Source organism: Vibrio sp. 10N.247.311.49, from assembly GCF_041467655.1.
Taxonomy (GTDB): Bacteria; Pseudomonadota; Gammaproteobacteria; order Enterobacterales; family Vibrionaceae; genus Vibrio; species Vibrio crassostreae_C.
Map to the genome: position 1 here is coordinate 1 of NZ_JBFSVA010000034.1, position 18,443 is coordinate 18,443.

The window sequence follows — 18,443 nt, forward strand, 5'->3', positions numbered from 1 at the left end:
ATGAACTTGTGAATATGAATGTAAGTCGTCTCGATGAAAGTACGAAAATCGCTTATAACGCCCTCATAATGCAAATTAGAAACCACTTAATGCCAGTAATTGAGCAAGGTTATCGTTTGCAACTAACACAAAATCAAGACAACGTTAATAATGCACTGCCTTTACTAAAAGGTTACTTAATGTTGAATGATCCTACAAAACGCGAGATAAAATTTCTACGTCAGCAAACGATGTCAACGCTCCAAAAACTCAGTGATCAACCAGACACGATCACGACAGTGATGAAATATTTGGACGCATATTTCCGCACTGATTTTGAACCTGTATCGATCAACATGAATATGGTGCGTGCGACAAGACGTTCTCTACTCTCTAGTTCAAATGTAGATCTTGTGTACGCCAGCTTGTTACAACAAGCAGGTGACATTGATTTAGGCACTTTGAATTTACAGCGAGCAGTCGGTTTCGACTTTAATAATGTCTTCAACGACAACTTGGATCCTCAACGATTAGAAATCGATAAAGTTTACACATCTACAGGCTTCAGTACGTTTTACCGCCCTCGCGTCGATTTAATGTCGCAACAAGTCATCACCGACAACTGGGTATTGGGTTTGTCAAACCACGTAATCCCAACAGACAAAGAACAAGAGACATTCAAGAAGCAAGTAAGAAAAAAATATACGGATGACTACATCAGTTATTGGCGAAATGCTTTAAGCGAACTAAAAGTAAAGCGTTATAACAATATAGGGGAGATTACTAACGCCATTGATCTGATCTCTGGTCCCTCTTCTCCTATGACAACCGTTCTAAAACAAGTTTATACAAACACTCAGTTTTCCCCGGTTGGACAACAGAATGCATTAATGGCCCAGGTTAACCCTAAACTTGCTGGTGCCGTAAATGCAGCACCAGAACTCGTTGAAGAACTTGTTCAACCTGACTACTTGTTGATGAAAAGAGTTGAACAAGCTTTCCACATCTTGAATCAATTACAAATTAACGAAACCCCTAACTCCCCTACACCATGGGATGAAACGATAACTGCACTGAGCAGAGTTCGTACGTATATGAAAGATATAGCAGACGCACCGGCCCCTCAAATGGCAGCGTTGTCTGCAGCACAACACCGGATGAGTAGTACGGATGCCGATCCTCTGATTCGTTTAAAACAAATTGCACAAAAATCTCCTGAGCCAGTAAGAAGTTGGCTTTTAGACGTAGTTAACCAGAGCTGGTCCGTGATGATTTCTGAATCATCAAAAGGAATACAGACTCTTTGGTATAGTGAGATCTATTCTAAGTTCAAAGAGTTAGGTTTAGGAAGGTACCCTTTTGATCTAAGTGCAACAGAAGAAATTTCGATCGAAGACTTTGAGCTGCTTTTCGCATCGGGAGGCTTGCTTGATGCATTTATCGATAAAAATTTCGCTCCTTTTTATGACACAAACCTATGGACGCCAAAACAAGTAGAAGGTGAAATTATGCCTCTCTCACCAGAACTACTTGTTCAGTTAAGAAATTACAATGTCATCAGAGATACACTAATCAACAAGAGTACAAACCGTTTGTACCTTCCATTTAGTGCGAAGGTACTTGATCTGGATTCGAGTGCGATCAGAGCAAGCTTAAAAATAGCGGACTCAAATATCAACTATTACCATGGTCCCAGCAGAATTCGTGAACTTGAGTGGCCTCCTCAAAATGGAGATTTCAATATCAGTATAACAATTCAAGATGTAACAGACGAAGGTAAACAACATGTACTGAGCAAGAATGGTCAATGGGCTATCTATCGGTTATTTGGTGACTCAACGTTAACAAATACCCATAACGGTAGCTTCGTGAGTGATATAAAAGTATCAGGCAGAGATCTGAGCTTGCGAATCACTCCTTTGACTCAGAAAAACCCGTTTACGTTAGCGGAGCTGTATAACTTCACTCTACCCGAAGCCATATAGTAAAAATACAAATACAAATACAAATACAAATACAATAATAATTCAGAAAAGGCAGAACACATGATGTCCAACATTAGTTTACAAGGCTTAGACAAACTAGATCGTAAAATTCTTTCGAATCTACTCTCCAATGGGCGAGAATCGATTGCTAATCTTTCTCGCAACATCGGCTTGTCGCGAACAGCAGTCGCTGAACGCATCAACAGACTTGAAAAAACCGGTATTATCAAAGGGTATACGGCACAAATAAGAGTAGAAAATGACGGGAGAAACACCGGTTTTGTCCAAAACCTTCACAGGCTGAATTTTTACCTATGGCACTTTCTAACTCGAAAGTGCCCTTTTCTGCGTTAACGTAATTACTCAGTAGCAGATCACGCTACTGAAATCACCGTACTTTTTCTTATATGCCAAAAGTGTTAAAAAGATAAGAGAACATCGAATGATGCTCTCTTAAATATCGGGGAGAGTACAGCTAAATAGTAAACACATTTCAGACGCGAATGAGTGTATACAAAAAGGCCGCAATCAGCGGCCTAGTTTAAAATCTACTAATTCAAAGTTAAAGCATCAATTTGAAGCTCTTTAAGTGTGAGATGAAGCTTGGGAGTCTCTGCTTTTGTAAGCAAGCTAAGAACTCATCTTGGCTCATTGGTGGCCTTTTTAATGAAGCTCTTTGTTGCTGAGCAGCCTTAACGCATGCGCTACTGTCCAATTCGAACATATCGCACAGGAACTCGTCTGGATGTATTGCTGTTAGACCTAAAGGCTCGAGTTCGCAAGAAGGAAAGTCTTTTAGGTTGAACGTAATGATAGACTCAGCCTGACCTTTAATGGCGGCAGCTACAACATGTCTATCATCAACATCGGGTAAAGTAAGGCCATCAATTAAAGACTCATACCCTTCAATCAAGCAGTCTGGAACATTTGCGTTCATTAACTGTCGAGTTCTTTGCAGTTGTTCTGCATTTAGCTCTGGCCTATTTTTCAGTAGATTTCGAGTCCATTCATCATGTATCTGTTCTGTCCATCGCGCTCTAAACAGGCCAGTATTGGCCAAGTACATTAGGTAGCTTCGGAGTGGAGCTGGGTACATTACACATGCGTCTAGAATTACCGTATATGACGCCATTAATATCCCATATCCATTTCTTGGTCTAATGCAGATAGTTCAGCAAGAGCAGCTAGTCTGTTCTCTTCTAGGCAGTTCTTGTACTCCATAAGATCAGTATAAGCTACCTTTCTACGGTTGCCAGTACGGCTAAACGGAATATCACCTGAATCAAGAAGCTTAATGAAAGTAGGACGAGACATGTTTAGCATATCAGCACCTTCTTGCGTTGTGAGTTCCGCATGAATAGGTGTGATGCTAACAGAGTTGCCTTGACCTAATTGAGTAAGCATCTCGATCATCATATTTAATGCGCTTGCTGGAATAGTTACTTCGTGAGTCTTACCAGACTTATCGACAACGTTAATCCTTTGAGCTTCACCATTAATTTCTATAACGGCTGACAACTCTTGGCTACCAAGCTTAGCCAGTGCCATTTCTTCAGCGCTTGGCAATTTTGTAGCAGTATTCATCGTGTTTCTCTCTAGTTTTTAGTTTCTGATGTCATGGTATACAAATCTTCTCACCATGACATTATCCGAAATATTCGAAAAAAGTCAACATTCGAAATATTCGAAAGAAAGAGAGTGTCACATTATCGTTGGACTTAGTGCTCATAGGCGGCCTAGTTCAAGGTCTATCAACGCATGCTTAACTATCTTTAATCATAGTACTTCAATATGTAGTGTATGAGAGGAATTGGTCAGCCAGATGTAGGCTAGCTGAATGATTATAATATTAGAAGTAATTCGAAAGGTCAGAGTGTTCTATGATTCATAACTCGGAATTGTCCGAAGATTAGTTTCAGTTATATCTGTCATGTTAAAGCATGCGGCAATCGTTTACGCCTCGTTATTCATTCGTAACTTGCCATCTTTCTTGTTGTGCCTGTGAAGTTGTCTGATACTTCGATACGTTTCATTTCGATGTTCATGGTGGGTTCGATTTTTTTAAGACGTGCTATATCACTGGCGATTCGTTTACAGCCTAAAAACAAGATGCCATCGAGTGGTGTTATGACATCTCCAGCCTTGAGGCAATCAACGAGGGAGGTGGCAGAGAGTGGTGTTTTTGTCCCAGCAACGTAGCGGGTTGCCACAAACTCATTCGTATAGTGGATTTCTCTTGGTAACATTTGTTCGCTTTTGGCGTAAATCATTCCGCTTTGTTTACCATTAATAACTCGATGCTCTTTATACACTCGTGTTTCCTCGCCTATGGTGGCCATAGCTTGTGGTGCGCGTGTGATGAATAAGCGAAAAGGTAGATCTTCACTTGTGATGTAATCGACAAGGTTAAACGCTAATCTTGCTCTCGCGATCTCTCCGAGTGGTTTGTCACGACAGATTTGTAGAACCTGATCCCATTGGCTGGTCAGTCGAGTGCTTTCTTTATCGCTTCTAACTTTAACCTTGAGAATATCGTAGTGAATTATCTTTTCCATGGTTAATTTGGCCTTCCGTTTTGCTTGCTTCGTTAAATTCCAACCTAACATTATTTTTTTATAACAAATTAAAGCAGTTATCCACAAAGTTGGGGCGTAACCTGTCTAAAACCTTCGTCGGTTGAGTTTATGCTCATGGTACCAAATAGATCGAAATCACCTAAAAATGCCGATAATTGTTTTCAAATTGAAGTAAAAAGCGCCAATTATAAAACTTATCGCGACACTAAGAGGCGGGTATATTCGTTGACTTCTAAAAGAGCCCAATGATGGTTACTTTGCAATTGGAGTAGATTACCGCCAGTGCTCCTTGAAGCGAAAATTAGAGCAACTGCCATTGATTTCTTGAGAGGTCATGGGGGTTGGTTAATCTCTGCACCCTCGTTAGGGTACCAATAGGCGGATACCTACTTATAAGCTCTCATCCTATCCAAATTCACGAGTTGTGATCTGATTTAACTTTTTGGTGAAATTACCTCTGTTAATCCCTAAAACCCTAGCAGCCTTAGACTGATTACCGCGCGTATGAGTTATCAACTCAGTAAACAATATTTCAAACACAGCAGGAGTCACCCAAGACATATCAGGGCTAACTGATTGTTTATCAAACCATGTCGGTTCCAGTTCTGCTCGGATAAGTTTTTTTAAATGGTCTTTGTTGATTGGGGTTAGTTGGTCATTCATAGAAGTTGAAGGTCATTAAGGAACTTTATCATTCTGACAAATTTACCATGAAATCGCCTTGAAATCAGCCGACGCGGGAAAATACGAATACGATGGATAACTGTCCAGCGCAATAAGCAACGAGGACATTTTTAATCATAAGCTCAAAGCCATTCGTTTCTAAAAACACTCGACCAATCCCTGTCCGGTGATGCCCATCATCAACATAAAGCTCACCATCTCTATTACACAGAGACCAATTTCGCTTTTCTTCTTAAAAAGAGTAATCAGGATTGCTTTGAAGGTTTCGAGCATAACGCTGACCACATTCGAGACCGTGAGGATTATCAGCGCAAGGAAATAAACCACCCAAGTTTTGCCAGCATGTCGGGGCTCTAGACCCCCACCCCGTCGGAGAGGTGAACATCCGTGACTTACCTTCGGCATGCGTAAATTTTTTTCATATCAGAGCCCTACACCGCAATACCATTAGCCAACAACCGTTCAATTGTTGGCCAGCTCATCTGCATACGCAGGTAATTACCTAAAAAAGCACTGCATTTCACTCTCAAGGAACCACGATGCCTAGACCTAAACGCGCGTCCGGCAACCACTTTACCCGTGGCGGACAAATTACTTTTCACTCCATTCGGATGTTCTTTCAAGTCAACAATACCTTAGTCTACGCCGCCATTTGGTCGGTGATAGCGCTCACTGGCGTTCTTACCTGGCTACGCGCGCCCGATAACGCCTTTTGGTCTGTGTTCTACTACTGGCGCAATCATATCTATGCCAGCTTTGGGCACAATCTTAACAGCGAAGTCACGACGTTCTGGAGTGGAAAACGCTACGTTGGCACGCTCGCCTCCCAACTGGAAAATACCCAACTCATCAGCCTTTATGATGACGTCATTCGCCAAGCACAAATCAACTTCTTAATTGCCATCTGTATTGCCTTCGCTATTTTGATGCTCGCCATGAGTTTCTTTAAACGACAAGGCGAAAAGCAAAGTGAAGATTTCCACGTTCGAGGCTTTCAATACGCAGAACCCAAAGTGCTCACAAATGATTTGAAAAAACGGGCAAAGAAACTCAAAAGACAGGGTGTAGGCAACGGACGGATTTCTGATTTCAAAGTGGATGGGCTGGCCTTGTTTAAGCGTGAGTTTGAAGTTCAGCATATGCTCATCGACGGCACCACAGGGGCAGGTAAATCCGTCATGCTTCGTAAACTCCTGCGCTGGATACGTAAACGTGGGGATAAAGCCATTATTTATGATAAAGGCTGCACCTTTACCAGTAAGTTCTTTGACCCTAGCCAAGATACCTTACTCAACCCCTTCGATGAACGCTGCGCCAATTGGGATGTCTGGTGTGATGCTAAGGATGCCCCTGATTTTGAAAACATTGCGAACGCGCTTATCCCGCAACATGGTGAAGGTGATCCGTTCTGGGTTGATTCCGCACGGACTATCTTTTCTAGTGCGGCGTATCGCATGAGTAAAGATAATAAGCCCTGCTCGACCGCTCGATTGCTCAGCCTAATTTTAACCTCAGAGCTCGAAGCGTTGGGTAACTTCCTGCAAGGCACAGAGTCTGCTTCCCTAGTCTCCAAGGACATCAAAAAGACCGCCATCTCGATTAAGTCCGTTTTGGCCACTTACATTAAGAGTCTGCGCTTTTTAGATGGACTGGATGAAAAAGACGGTCAAGGTCAACCCAAACGCAAGCCGTTTTCCATCACCGCTTGGGTACAAGATGATAAACAAAAAGGCTTTTTATTCTTATCCAGTAACGCGCAGCAACACGCTTCACTGCGTCCTTTAATTTCAACTTGGCTTGCCATTGCCTCTAACGCTATTTTGGGACTCAAAGCCGATGAAGACCGCCGTATCTGGGTGATTATGGATGAGATGCCTAGTCTGCATAAACTGCCTGAGCTGGATAACATCATTTCAGAAGTGCGTAAGTTTGGGGGCTGTTATGTGATTGGTCTCCAGTCTTATGCGCAGCTCGTGAAAACCTACGGAAAAAATACCGCGGACGTTATTTTTGATTTACTCAACTCTCGCTTTTACTTTCGCGCCCCATCAGCGCAGATGGCGCAAATCTCATCCAAAGATTTGGGTGAGCAAGAGGTGGACGTCTCAAGAGAGAACATTTCTTACGGTGCAAATGCGTTGCGTGATGGGGTATCGATTGGTCACCAAACCGTCACCCGCCCTGTTGTCTCTAGCAGTGAAATCCAAGCCATGGATGATTTACAATGTTACCTTCGCGTACCAGGAAGCAGCTTTATCACTCAATTAGAGTTGCACTTTGATAAGATGCGAGATGTGACACCAGCCTTTATCAAACGTGAACACACCCTATCTCCAGCGATGATTAAAGCATACCAAGAAGCCGTTTACTGTGAGTGTGTTGCTCCAGGGCTTTTCCTTAGTGAAGAAGAGCGTAATGCTCTCTCAACCCGCCAATCAGAGCAATTTGACACTGCAGAAGAGATGAAGCTCGAGACAGCCCAAATCAAAGAAGCCACGCAAAGCAAAACGGTCAAAAATCTTGTCAATGATGATGCAGAAAATCTCAAATCAGACGGTCACTATCAAAAGCGCGCTCAACAAGATCTCGAAGAGTCGGCGATATCTCAAGATATCGGGATGGACGATATATCTGAATGATGAAAGGGAAAATAGCTAAATATTACCATGAGATGATAGAAGAGCAATTTATATAAATAATGAATAATTTAATATATAAGATTATTTTTAAGGCGTCTACTAAATAGGGGTAATTATATTTTCTATAAATCATAAACCACCTTAAATCTAACCTCAGTCAGAGTACAGGGTAAATTATAGAGAGGTCTTTATATGGAAAAGCAAAGAGAACGACGTCAATGGGGAACTTGGATAAAGAGTGTTTTCATCTTTTTTATCGGAGGGTTAATTTTTAGTTCACAAACCTATGCCCAAGGGAAAAAAACCTACACTTGGTTTATCAATAAGCCAAATAATGCAACCTCGTCAGCTCCTTCCTTGAAGGATCTAACTGTAAATGACATCTTGAGTGATGAAGATTACTTGAGTAAAAATACGAAAGAAAGACAGACTGGTATTCTCGTTGATGGGGTTATTCAACCTTGGGTTTATCATTGGGCTAGAATAGAAGATCGTCTAGATCCAGATACTGCCTTAAACAAGCTAAATCATCGTTATACCGCCCTAGTCCGTCCTAGGGCTACATTAGAAAGAATTCCTGACGCTATCACTAGCCCTGACCGTGTTCGATTTGATTATTGGGATTATCTTGAAGGAATGGTCTTTTGGGGAGGAAGCTCTCAAGAAGGCACAATTTTAGCCCCTGACCCTCAATGGATTGAAGAAGCTCATGTGAAAGGAGTCAAGATTTATGGCAGCGTCTTTTTGCCTAGTCTCTCCCATGGAGGAAATTTTCAAGATTGTCGAGATTTAGGGACAGTCAGTTTGATGACAAAGCTCATTGAATTGGCTGACGGACTGAATTTTGAAGGATGGTTTTTAAATGTTGAAAGTTTTTCTGGGGAGCAACAGCGAGAAACCTGTATTAATCAAATTGATTCAGCGCTAAGTGACAGTAGGATTACTACATTACAACAAGAAAAAAATATAGAATTTATAAAATATATTGGTTCAGAGGGCTATAGTGGTTGGATATCAGACGCCGATATTACTCCAAATGGCTTTATAGAACCAAGAATGAAAGCATCTCCTCATAGTAATGAAGTCGATTATTATCTCATTAGTGAATATGGTGCAGAAGCTTTAAACGAGATCAGAAATCCTGCTAAGTTCAATTCAAATAAGCAATATCTTATGTTTCCCAATGCTTCTTATTGGGGGCAGTTAGATCAGACAACTAAGTATACTATAAAAGTAGGTGCCCGAAACAATGCGGAACAAGTCGCCAAGCAATATTGGGAAGGAATGTTGGGTAACGATGAGCGTAAAGAATCAGAGGAGTATAATTGGAATGGTGTTTCTCAATATACTAAGAAGCGGAGTACAGATGCCCAGCTAGAACGTTTTCCTGTTCTTGCCTATCAGGATATTAATTTTCAAGGATCCTTGACCCATCTTAATTACGGAAGGTCTTCTGCTGAAGAGATAAATGCTATAGGAGAGATTTCGTCGATTAAGGTAGGGCCAAAAAGTTACGTTCGCTTATGTAAAAGTACTGATTATTCAAATTGTTTGACTGTATGGGGGCTGGATCTTGATTTTGTGGGCGAAGAAATGAACGATTCTATTGTCCATCTTGAGGTTGGTCCGCTTGAACTATACCCAGAAAATGTTGTTTTCTATACTGATCAGTACTTTCAAGGCCAAAAGTTGACTCTTGATCGAACTAACGCATTCTATGATACAACTGACATTTACGACAGGGCATTCTATCGATCAATTTCATCTTTGGTTGTGCCTCCAGGGAAAAAAGTACTCCTTTGTAATACAAGGACGGAAGACAGTTGTCAATTTCCCTATACTGGTACGGTAAAACTCGTAGCTGCCTCTGACAATGACGTCACACGTGGGGTTAAGATAATTGACCAACCGCAATTAACTTTAGCGACACTCTTTGCTCATCGAGACCAACAGCCTCCATTGTTTGAAATGCTCCAGCTTAACCATGTTTACAATGCTTCAGAGCTAGGGGATGTAGGTATTACTAGTTCTTCTCTTAGGTTGCACGATAAACAATATCAAGTGAAAGCTTGCCTTCAATCTAACCTAGGGGGCACATGTGATATCTACTATGCTGATAGTAATTATTTTGGTGATTTAAGAAATGACTCTTATCGCTCTTTTGTTATTGAAAAGCGTGATTTGAATAATGTTATAGGCCTCGCTTACATGGACCTTCAGTTACATGGACCTCAATATCCTTTGCTGACAGGGACGAATGAGAACTTCCCTGATATTTTTAGGGGAGGGATCTCTTCAATAAAGCTGCTCCTACCCGGCTATGAGTTTTCTTATTGCCTTACCGATAATCAACAAAATTTGGAATGTACTGGTTATAGGAGCAATGATTCTCTTGGTTTATCATCTGATTATGATGATAACAGAACCTTATCTATACGTATTCGTGAATAATTTTTTTAGGGTCAAGAAGGACTTTAAATTGAAATTTAAGGGATCCCAATAAGGTTAGCAATTTCGCCTTATATCCTCGCTCGATCGGGCGGGGATATAAGGCGTCAGTCGCGATAGCGGCTTAATCTGGTGTTAGGTGTTATTGGCTTTCTACATATGCTTTAAGAGTTTCTATTGTTGCCCCTCCTGCTGTACAAGCAAAGTAATATCGCGACCATAAGCAGCGCTTTTGCTTTGCCTTGTTAGGTGGGTATCCTGCAATCTAAGCATTCTTGATGATATGGATTTGAGGTTATTCACCATCACGCTAATTGACAACTTTGGCGGATATGATAACAAGACTAATAGGGAAAATTTGCAGAATGGAACGATCAAAACACTGCATTTTAATAACTTAAATTTCCAACGCTAGTACTACTTGGAGAGCCTCACCCACTCTTGCCTCACGTTGTTTCCCTCAATGGAGAGCACCAATGAAACCAAGATTCCGACACAAACGTCAACACAGTGCGCGATTAAAAAACTAAAACACCCACCATGATATGTCCCCTGAAAAACAACCCGAATCACTCTTTGTTCTCGATATGCTCGACGGCAACGACTGGTGACCCCTTGTACTCACTAATCCAGCTTACGCAACATAGAGGTTACACCCTAGAGCCTTATCATCACGATTAATCACTCAACCCCCGTCCCAAGCCTTGCCATTGCAAGGCTTTTTTACGTTCATTTATCAAGGAATTACCATGTCAAGTAAGACCATCTTGAATTCTGACCATTTACCGATATTAAAAAAACAATTACACACTATTCTCAATCAACTTACCGATGCTGAAATTATTTCAAACAGCCCAATTAAAAAAAACACATGGTTATCGATTTGTGCTCAAGCGATAGGTTATAGCGACTGGGACGACTTAAAAGCGCAGACAGTAACGCACCACGTCTCAGCCCATAACATTGTATTTAACCAAGTGTCCATTATCCCTTTTATTCAGAGCGTGAGGGTAAGTCTAGGAGAGCACATCGACAACATTGAAGGATTTGCCTGTGTCATTCTAAGGAACTTAACTCCCGAAGAGCGAAACGCCATGAACGGCAAGGAAGGTGATCTTCCACCCTTACCCAAAGCCCCGACGTCCTATACATTAGAACTAGGTCCCAATACTGTTTATGCTTCCGACCTTTTAGATTGGCTCTGGCCTACCACCAAAAATCACCAAGTGGCCCCTATAAATAATCACTATTTAGAGCACGTGAAAGAAAAGCGAATTAACTTGAGTAAGCCACAAGTAAAAAAGCGCTCATTAGATGTTTACCCGCGCTCTGGCATGTTAGTAAGGGACATCTTAGGACAACTGGTTTCAGAGGGGTATCTAGAATTCAACGACACGCAAACATGCGTATCTTTTACACAAAAAGGTTTCAATTATTTAAATGGAAAAATGACCAACGAATATGACTCTGAATGGAAAGGATGGTTTAAGGCGTTTGTAGCTCATATCAAAAAAATCCCATACCGATACATCAAAATAGATTGGACACCCTATATCTATTTATATTCACGTGGAATGTCCCCCATTGAGGCGGCAAAAAATCTTGAATGGTCAGAATGCTACACTCAAGCGCACTCTGAGATCCGCTCCGCTCTTAAACACCAACTCAACATCAACTTACCTCTGTATCCCAAAGAACGATACCTGCAATTTACGCCCAGAATATTTCTGACACCTGAGCTTACCAGCAACAAGGTAACAGACATTCATTTTGAATTTATAGGACCCGACTGGGCTAAACCAAACGGCAATCCAAAAACAAAGCGCTTTTGGCCAAACAAACGCTACGTGTCTGTTTATTTAGATACCTCCCCCAAAAGTCGAGGTTGGTATGCCGTCATTCCCGATGAGGTTGATTGCTTTCAAGTGAGCTACAAATGGACAAGCCGGTCCCATTCTTTTTCAAGCGTCACCCATCATATGACTTACCAGTTAGAGCCAAATATAGAGTGTGCTCAAGATTGGCTGTATGGCAATGAGTGCATGAAGCATTCTGATTCTTCGAAACCAGCAATGGCCGCCGATGAATATAGCTTTAACCGTCTAGAATGCCTGACTCATGGCAAGCATTTAACCAAGGAAGAAATAATAGCGTTAGACCGATTTAAAGCGGGCATTACGTCCATTCACATTGATGAAAATGGCGTCACCATTCACGAAGAAAGAACGTTAACCGCTAGCAATTCATTTGCTTGTGTTGGGATCATTTTGTAACCGCAGTAACAGCACCCACCACTCAATTCATCGCCATCATTGGTGATTGGCATTACACAAGGGAACACCGTCATGCTTTCTATCAGCCCTCTTAAATCCGCTTCTGGCGCTGCAAAGTACTACCTAAGCGAAGAAACCCCCAAAGACCTACCTGACGTCTCTTTAGAAAAAGATGCCGGTGATAACTATTACCTCAAAGAAAAAGACCAAGAAGAAAACACCTTCTGGCATGGCAAGCTGGCCATCGAAGCGGGACTGGCTGGCAAACCCGTAGAGCAAGCCACCTTAGAATCGGTCCTCTCAGGCAGTCTTGGTGATGAAACTATTAAAGGGAAAAGGGGGAAACACAAATCAGGCTTCGACCTGACGTTTTCTGCGCCTAAATCCATCAGTGTTCTCGCGCTTATTGGCGGGGACACCCGCCTAATAGAAGCGCATAACAACGCAGTGAAGTTCGCCTTAACAGAGCTTGAAAAAGACGTTGCACAAGTCAAAGTCACTCATAAGAAAGGCGTTCAAGAATACGAAAATACGGATTCGATGATATTTGCGGTCGTGCGCCACAAGACCAGCCGTGAAAACGACATGCAAGTGCACTCGCACGCTCTCGCAGCTAACATGACTCGAGACCAAGAAGGGGATTTACGCGCTTTATCAACCAGCTTAAAACAAAAAGGGGGCGTCATTAACGGCACAGGCGAGCGCATCTACAACTTCCAAAAATACTACGGTATCTTGTACCAGAGCCAATTAGCTAAGGAGGCAGAAACCCTCGGTTATTCCACGCGAGGCGTCGGCAACGGTCAGTTCGAAATCAGCGGTGTCCCTCAGCCTATTCTTGATGCATCGTCCACTCGCAAACAGCAAATTGATCAACGCACACTCGATTTAGGCTTTGACTCTCGCGCCGCGCGAGATGTCGCGACCCTCGACACTCGTAAAAGCAAAACCCACCAGAGTAACGACAACCTCAACAAACAGTGGCAAAGCACCGTAAAAGACCAAGGGTATGAACCCGCAGAGCTTGTCACCATGGCGCAACAAGTAAAAGAAGCGCAAAACACCCCACCACTTGGTGAAACCAAAGCCGCCATCAGCAGAGCCATTGACCATCTAGGGCAATACAGCACCGCGTTACACCTTGAAAAAATCATTGAACTCACCGCCTCAGAGTTCACCAAAGGCGGCGTGCAACTCAACGCCCTTGATATCAAAAAAGTCGCGGATGAAATGATTAAGCAGGGCGACTTGATAGGACTCAGTCACAAAGGGCAATACACCACCAAAGGCTTAATTGATAACGAACAAGCGCTTATCGACAGCACCCAAGGTCGTGCGCATCACATGCGCACCCACGTTGAATCCAGCACGCTCAACAAGCTCGCTATCTCTGAAAACCAGCAGCGTATACTGACCGACCTGTACCACTCCACCAAACAGTTCCACGTGGTCAATGTGCATGGCTCATCACAAGATATTGCGCAGCAACTACTCAATGTAGGTAATCACAGCGGTAAACGTGTCCAATTGGTCTCCCAAAGCGTGAAAGCCAAGGCTGATAGCATGGAGAGCGTACAGCGCAAAAGTCAAACACTCAGCGCTTGGGTTGGTCAGCTCTTTTCAGAAGAGCAGCGCCACACCACCCACAGCTTATTGCAAAGCGATACGCCGCTGACCAATAAAGATGTCTTGCTCATCGATGACGCCAATAAGATGAGCGCCAATGAATTGTTGGCCCTCACCGATAAAGCCAAACAATCGAGCAGTAAAGTGGTGATGCTTAACCGCGTATCAAGCCGTCAGGGATTTAAAGCCAATAACGCTATCTCGCTGTATCAAAAAGGCAATGTGGAGAGTCATTCTTGGGTTGGCAAGCGAGCCAGCAACACCAACGTAAAACTGCATGACAATGATACCGATAGGATAGCGCGGGTGTACGCCGACCTCCCCGATAAAGCCAACACGCAAGTGATTGCCACTTCCAGCGTCGAGCAGCGGCGGTTAACCGAAGCGATACGGGGCCAGCTCAAAAATACCGGCGCCCTCGCCAGACACGAAACCACCCTATTCACTCAAACCCCTCACCACCTCTCTAAAGCGCAACAACCCCTCGTTCAACACTACAAACCAGGCATGACACTCACCCATTGGGAGAAAAACAAACCTCAGAGTTTTGTCATCGCCAGTATCGACAAAGAGAGCAACACCATGACCGCACTCAGCAAACGCGATGGACAATCACACACCTTTGACCCGTCCAGTCGCGCCTTTAAGCACATGAAGATGCAAATCAATAAACCGCAAAGTCTCAATATCGCCCAAGGCGAACGCCTTCAAACGCTAGGCAAACACTTCCCTGCTGGCTTGGACGCGAACCAAAGCTACCTTGTCACTCACATTGACAAAGAAAGCCTCACGCTTGAGAGCAAAGGGGAAACGCAGCGCGTCAACTTAGAGAGCCTAAAAGACGCGCCGCTGCAATACGACTACGTTCATAGCGCCCACCATATTGAGCCAAAAGCCCATACTTTACTGTCAGGCAAAGCATTTACCCTATCTAAGCCCCTGATAAGCGACCTGACTGAAAAAATAGAGCGCCTTGATATCTTCACCGACAAACCAGACAAAGCCCAAAGCGCACTTGAAAAAGAGCAGGTCTCCCCGTCAGCCATTGAGCGTGTACTGCAGACGCAAAACGTCAACGACCGCTACCTAAACGACGCCACCCAAGATTTGCTAAAGCAGGATGTCAGTCAGGCACTGTCAGCACTAGCCAAAGCGCAAAACGCCCCACTCATCGAAAAAGCGGTCAGCTTTGCCCTGAACCACCTCTCAGAGCGAGAAGCGGCTTTTAGCCAAAAAGCCTTAGTAGTGGAAGCGGTGCGTTACGCCTTTGAAGAAGCCGGAGGCTCTATTACCAAAGAGCAGGTTGAAACAGAGCTGAATAAACGCAGCAACACCCTCTCTGCAGAGTACAGTGACGGCACACGCTGGACGACGCAAGCCGCGCTGGAGACTGAAAAGCGCATCTTACAAAACATCGATGATGGTAAAGGCCAACATCAACCTTTTGCAACGCCTAAGCAGGTGCAAGACTTTTTCGATACCAAGCCTCGCTTAACCCAAGGGCAAAAGGACGCCATCACCCTTATCTCAACCACCAAGGACAGCTTTGTGGCCATCCAAGGGTTAGCCGGTACAGGTAAGTCCACCATGCTTGAATCCAATATTGAACTTATCCAGTTAGTCAAAGAAGCCAGCCAGCAGCCAGAGCAAAGCGTCATCGGTCTTGCGCCCACTCACGCAGCGGTAGCAGAGCTCGAAAGCAAAGGCGTGAAAGCGCAAACCCTGGAAAGCTTGCTCTCTGACATCCGACAAGGCAATCGAGAAGCCAGTGACTATCAACACACCTTGTTCTTTCTCGATGAAAGCTCCATGGTCAGCAACAAGCAAGCCGATGAGTTCACAAAGCTGGTCAATGACAGTCAGTCCAAAACAGCCAAATTGGGCGATAAAGAGCAGCTTTTATCACTCAGTGCCGGTAAACCCTTTGAGCTGGCCATAAGCCAAGGCCGCATCGATACCGCTTACATGACCGATATGGTACGTCCACAAAATGACACCCTGCACAATGCACAGCAAAACACCATTGATAAACAGCCACTCAGCGCCCTAGATAAACTCCAGCAGCAAGCCCCTGATACTCAAAGCAACAGTCAACATGTCATTTCCACGTTGGATGAAAACGACAAAGACCGACGCAGAGCGCAGCTCACCGCCACAGAGAAGCTGCCCTACATGGTCGCCAAAGACTATTTAGAGCGCACCCCCGAAACGCGAGACAACACACTGATTATCGCGTACACCAACCAGGAGCGAGACACCATCACCGAACACATCCGTGTCGGTTTGATGAAACAGAGTGAGTTAGGCAAAGAGAACGTCGTCGCAACCCGGCTACGCTCAATCGGCGCCACGGGTGAAGAGCTCACTACCATGATGCCGTATCAAAAAGGCTTGATATTGAGCACCAGACCCGGTGAGTACGCGACAATCACTCACGTTGACTCAGAGCATGGCGTGGTGACACTTCAAGACGCAGCGACAGGTAAGACTAGGCCATTCTTACCGCGCAACCGTGACCACCGCTTCACCACCCTGTTCTCTACGTCAGAAAAACCACTCTCAACGGGCGATAAAATCATCACCCGTTTTACCGATAAAGAGCGCAGTATCAAAGCCAACGTGGAGTACCGCATCACGCAAGCGACTACAGACCGTGTTATCGCTCAATCTAAGACAGGACAAACACTCAACCTTAACCCTAATGCGCTTAAAGACGGGCACTGGGACTACGCTTACAGTCGAACCGCAGACATGGCGCAAGGGTCCACCTATCAACACGTCATTAGCGCGATACAAAGCAAAGGCGCACTGACCAACTTAAGACGCGCCGGTATCGATGTGACTCGTGCCAGTCAGCACATTCGGCTCTATACCGACAACACAAAACAATTGGTCAAAAGCTGGCTTTCTAAAGAGAGCCATAAAGCCAGTGCGATAGAAACCCTCAACCAAATTCCACCCAAAGACACCACCTACTTTAACCGTAATGCACTCCCTCATGAGGACGTCCGGTTCCAAAATAAAAGCGGTGACTTTGACTACAACACATTTAGGGAGCACATCAATACGCAGCTACCAAAATACACCGAAAGCCTCGCCATTCAGTTATTAGGCCAGCCGAATCAATCCAAATCAGACCGGGATTATTTAACCTTTGGTATTGGAAAATCGGCCATTAAAGTCACCTTAACTGGAGAGCATCGCGGGTATTTCAAAGACTACACCACAGGCGAAAAAGGCGCATTGATTAACCTAATCATGAGTCATAAGGAAATGAATTATAAAGCCGCGATGAATGAAGCGCACAAGATGATCAACGAACCGGAAAAATATCAACTGGAGGAAAACAGTAAACACGACAAATTACTGAGCACCACCCCAAGGCATATTGCGCAGTTTGAAGAACGGGCTAAGGATTATATCAATCAAAGCTTACCGATGGATAACACACTGGCCCAAACGTACTTAAACAAGCTCGGTGTCAATAACATTGAAAACAACCATGTAAAATTCCACCCGGCGGTCTATTCATCCGAAGATAGATCCCTTCACCCTGCAATGCTAACCAACATCCACAATAAAGAAGGCGAAACCAAAGCCATTGAAGTGACCTATTTAGACACTCAAGGAAATAAAGATACCTCCCTAGACATTAACCCAAGAACCCTAGGGACGAAATCCAAACAATTAACAAGATTCCATCAAGGGGAGAATTTAAACACCACCATCATCAGCACATCGATTGAACAATCGTTTCTAATTCGAGACCAAACCCAAGGACAGATTGATATTATTAACCTCAATCATAAGAACGACATTCAAAACATCTCTACCGATGAACTAAGACAGAACATCATTATTGTATTAAATCATGGCAATCACGATTTAAACCCGAACAACATTGAAAAAATCGTCGAGAACTTTAATGGCCGAGACATCCAATTCATGTCAAATGATAACCTTAAAGAGGACATCAAATCGTGCATTGATAAACTAGAGCGAGATAACAGTGCACATAACCTTGAATTAAGTGAGCCGCACACGTCTCATCAGGAGAGGGAATTAGACACCTTCAACTATAATGAGAAAACAGAACTCGACAGCCAATCATTCGACCACTTTGAGCCAAAAGAATATTCACCTCAACAAGAGATGGAATTTAATCAATCAGAGAAAGAGAGACATTGGGAAGACAGAGAAATCGACAGAGAGTTAGAGCGATAATAAGAGGGT

The 18,443-nt window shown here is 43.6% G+C and carries 9 protein-coding genes and 2 pseudogenes; 6 read left to right on the forward strand and 5 right to left on the reverse strand.

Going from position 1 to position 18,443, the window contains the following annotated elements; all coding sequences use genetic code 11:
- Positions 1-1,964, forward strand: a 1,964-nt coding sequence (gene tssM / locus AB6E54_RS21040; protein ID WP_372169027.1) for a type VI secretion system membrane subunit TssM, incomplete at its 5' end; no start/stop codon positions are given.
- Between the two features lie 60 nt (positions 1,965-2,024).
- Positions 2,025-2,234 (forward strand): annotated as a pseudogene (locus AB6E54_RS21045) (Lrp/AsnC family transcriptional regulator); the annotation flags it as partial.
- Positions 2,235-2,526: 292 nt separating this feature from the next.
- On the opposite strand, the gene AB6E54_RS21050 reads toward AB6E54_RS21045, so the two are convergent.
- The 4 genes from AB6E54_RS21050 to AB6E54_RS21065 form a co-directional block, all read right to left on the reverse strand.
- The gene (locus tag AB6E54_RS21050; RefSeq protein WP_017098631.1) at positions 2,527-3,096 is read right to left on the reverse strand and encodes a PIN domain-containing protein; all 570 of its coding nucleotides are present in this window, start codon (positions 3,094-3,096) and stop codon (positions 2,527-2,529) included.
- Positions 3,096-3,548 carry a helix-turn-helix domain-containing protein gene (locus AB6E54_RS21055; protein ID WP_048667525.1) on the reverse strand — a complete coding sequence of 151 codons (453 nt, stop codon included), beginning with the start codon at positions 3,546-3,548 and terminating at the stop codon, positions 3,096-3,098. Before AB6E54_RS21055 ends, AB6E54_RS21050 begins: the two co-directional genes overlap by 1 nt.
- Positions 3,549-3,931: 383 nt before the next feature.
- Complete coding sequence (locus tag AB6E54_RS21060) at positions 3,932-4,519, reverse strand: hypothetical protein (RefSeq protein WP_229648121.1); 588 nt, start codon at positions 4,517-4,519, stop codon at positions 3,932-3,934.
- Positions 4,520-4,945: 426 nt separating this feature from the next.
- On the reverse strand, positions 4,946-5,203 hold the full coding sequence (locus AB6E54_RS21065; RefSeq protein WP_016800114.1) for a helix-turn-helix domain-containing protein: 258 nt from the start codon (positions 5,201-5,203) through the stop codon (positions 4,946-4,948).
- 560 nt (positions 5,204-5,763) lie between these two features.
- Between AB6E54_RS21065 and traD the strand changes: the two genes are divergently transcribed.
- Both traD and AB6E54_RS21075 read left to right on the forward strand, forming a co-directional pair.
- Positions 5,764-7,863, forward strand: coding sequence for a type IV conjugative transfer system coupling protein TraD (traD, locus tag AB6E54_RS21070; RefSeq protein WP_102561054.1), 2,100 nt, complete (start codon positions 5,764-5,766; stop codon positions 7,861-7,863).
- 192 nt (positions 7,864-8,055) lie between these two features.
- Positions 8,056-10,314 (forward strand): endo-beta-N-acetylglucosaminidase, encoded by a 2,259-nt coding sequence (locus AB6E54_RS21075; protein ID WP_102428832.1) that lies wholly within the window; start codon positions 8,056-8,058, stop codon positions 10,312-10,314.
- Positions 10,315-10,453: 139 nt separating this feature from the next.
- On the opposite strand, the pseudogene tnpA reads toward AB6E54_RS21075, so the two are convergent.
- A pseudogene (gene tnpA / locus AB6E54_RS21080) lies at positions 10,454-10,656 on the reverse strand (IS200/IS605 family transposase); the annotation flags it as partial.
- Positions 10,657-11,060: 404 nt separating this feature from the next.
- Here tnpA and AB6E54_RS21085 point away from each other — a divergent pair.
- A complete protein-coding gene (locus AB6E54_RS21085) occupies positions 11,061-12,584 on the forward strand; it encodes a hypothetical protein (protein WP_102533714.1) in 1,524 nt (507 codons plus the stop codon).
- 72 nt (positions 12,585-12,656) lie between these two features.
- Positions 12,657-18,434 carry a conjugative transfer relaxase/helicase TraI gene (gene traI, locus AB6E54_RS21090; protein WP_372107103.1) on the forward strand — a complete coding sequence of 1,926 codons (5,778 nt, stop codon included), beginning with the start codon at positions 12,657-12,659 and terminating at the stop codon, positions 18,432-18,434.
- Positions 18,435-18,443 lie beyond the last annotated feature (9 nt).

Excerpts from the sequence above, each read along its gene's own strand:
- AB6E54_RS21050 (WP_017098631.1), bottom strand. The coding sequence starts at position 3,096 with ATGGCGTCATATACGGTAATTCTAGACGCATGTGTAATGTACCCAGCT.
- AB6E54_RS21055 (WP_048667525.1), bottom strand. The coding sequence starts at position 3,548 with ATGAATACTGCTACAAAATTGCCAAGCGCTGAAGAAATGGCACTGGCT.
- AB6E54_RS21060 (WP_229648121.1), bottom strand. The coding sequence starts at position 4,519 with ATGGAAAAGATAATTCACTACGATATTCTCAAGGTTAAAGTTAGAAGC.
- AB6E54_RS21065 (WP_016800114.1), bottom strand. The coding sequence starts at position 5,203 with ATGAATGACCAACTAACCCCAATCAACAAAGACCATTTAAAAAAACTT.
- traD (WP_102561054.1), top strand. The coding sequence starts at position 5,764 with ATGCCTAGACCTAAACGCGCGTCCGGCAACCACTTTACCCGTGGCGGA.
- AB6E54_RS21075 (WP_102428832.1), top strand. The coding sequence starts at position 8,056 with ATGGAAAAGCAAAGAGAACGACGTCAATGGGGAACTTGGATAAAGAGT.
- AB6E54_RS21085 (WP_102533714.1), top strand. The coding sequence starts at position 11,061 with ATGTCAAGTAAGACCATCTTGAATTCTGACCATTTACCGATATTAAAA.
- traI (WP_372107103.1), top strand. The coding sequence starts at position 12,657 with ATGCTTTCTATCAGCCCTCTTAAATCCGCTTCTGGCGCTGCAAAGTAC.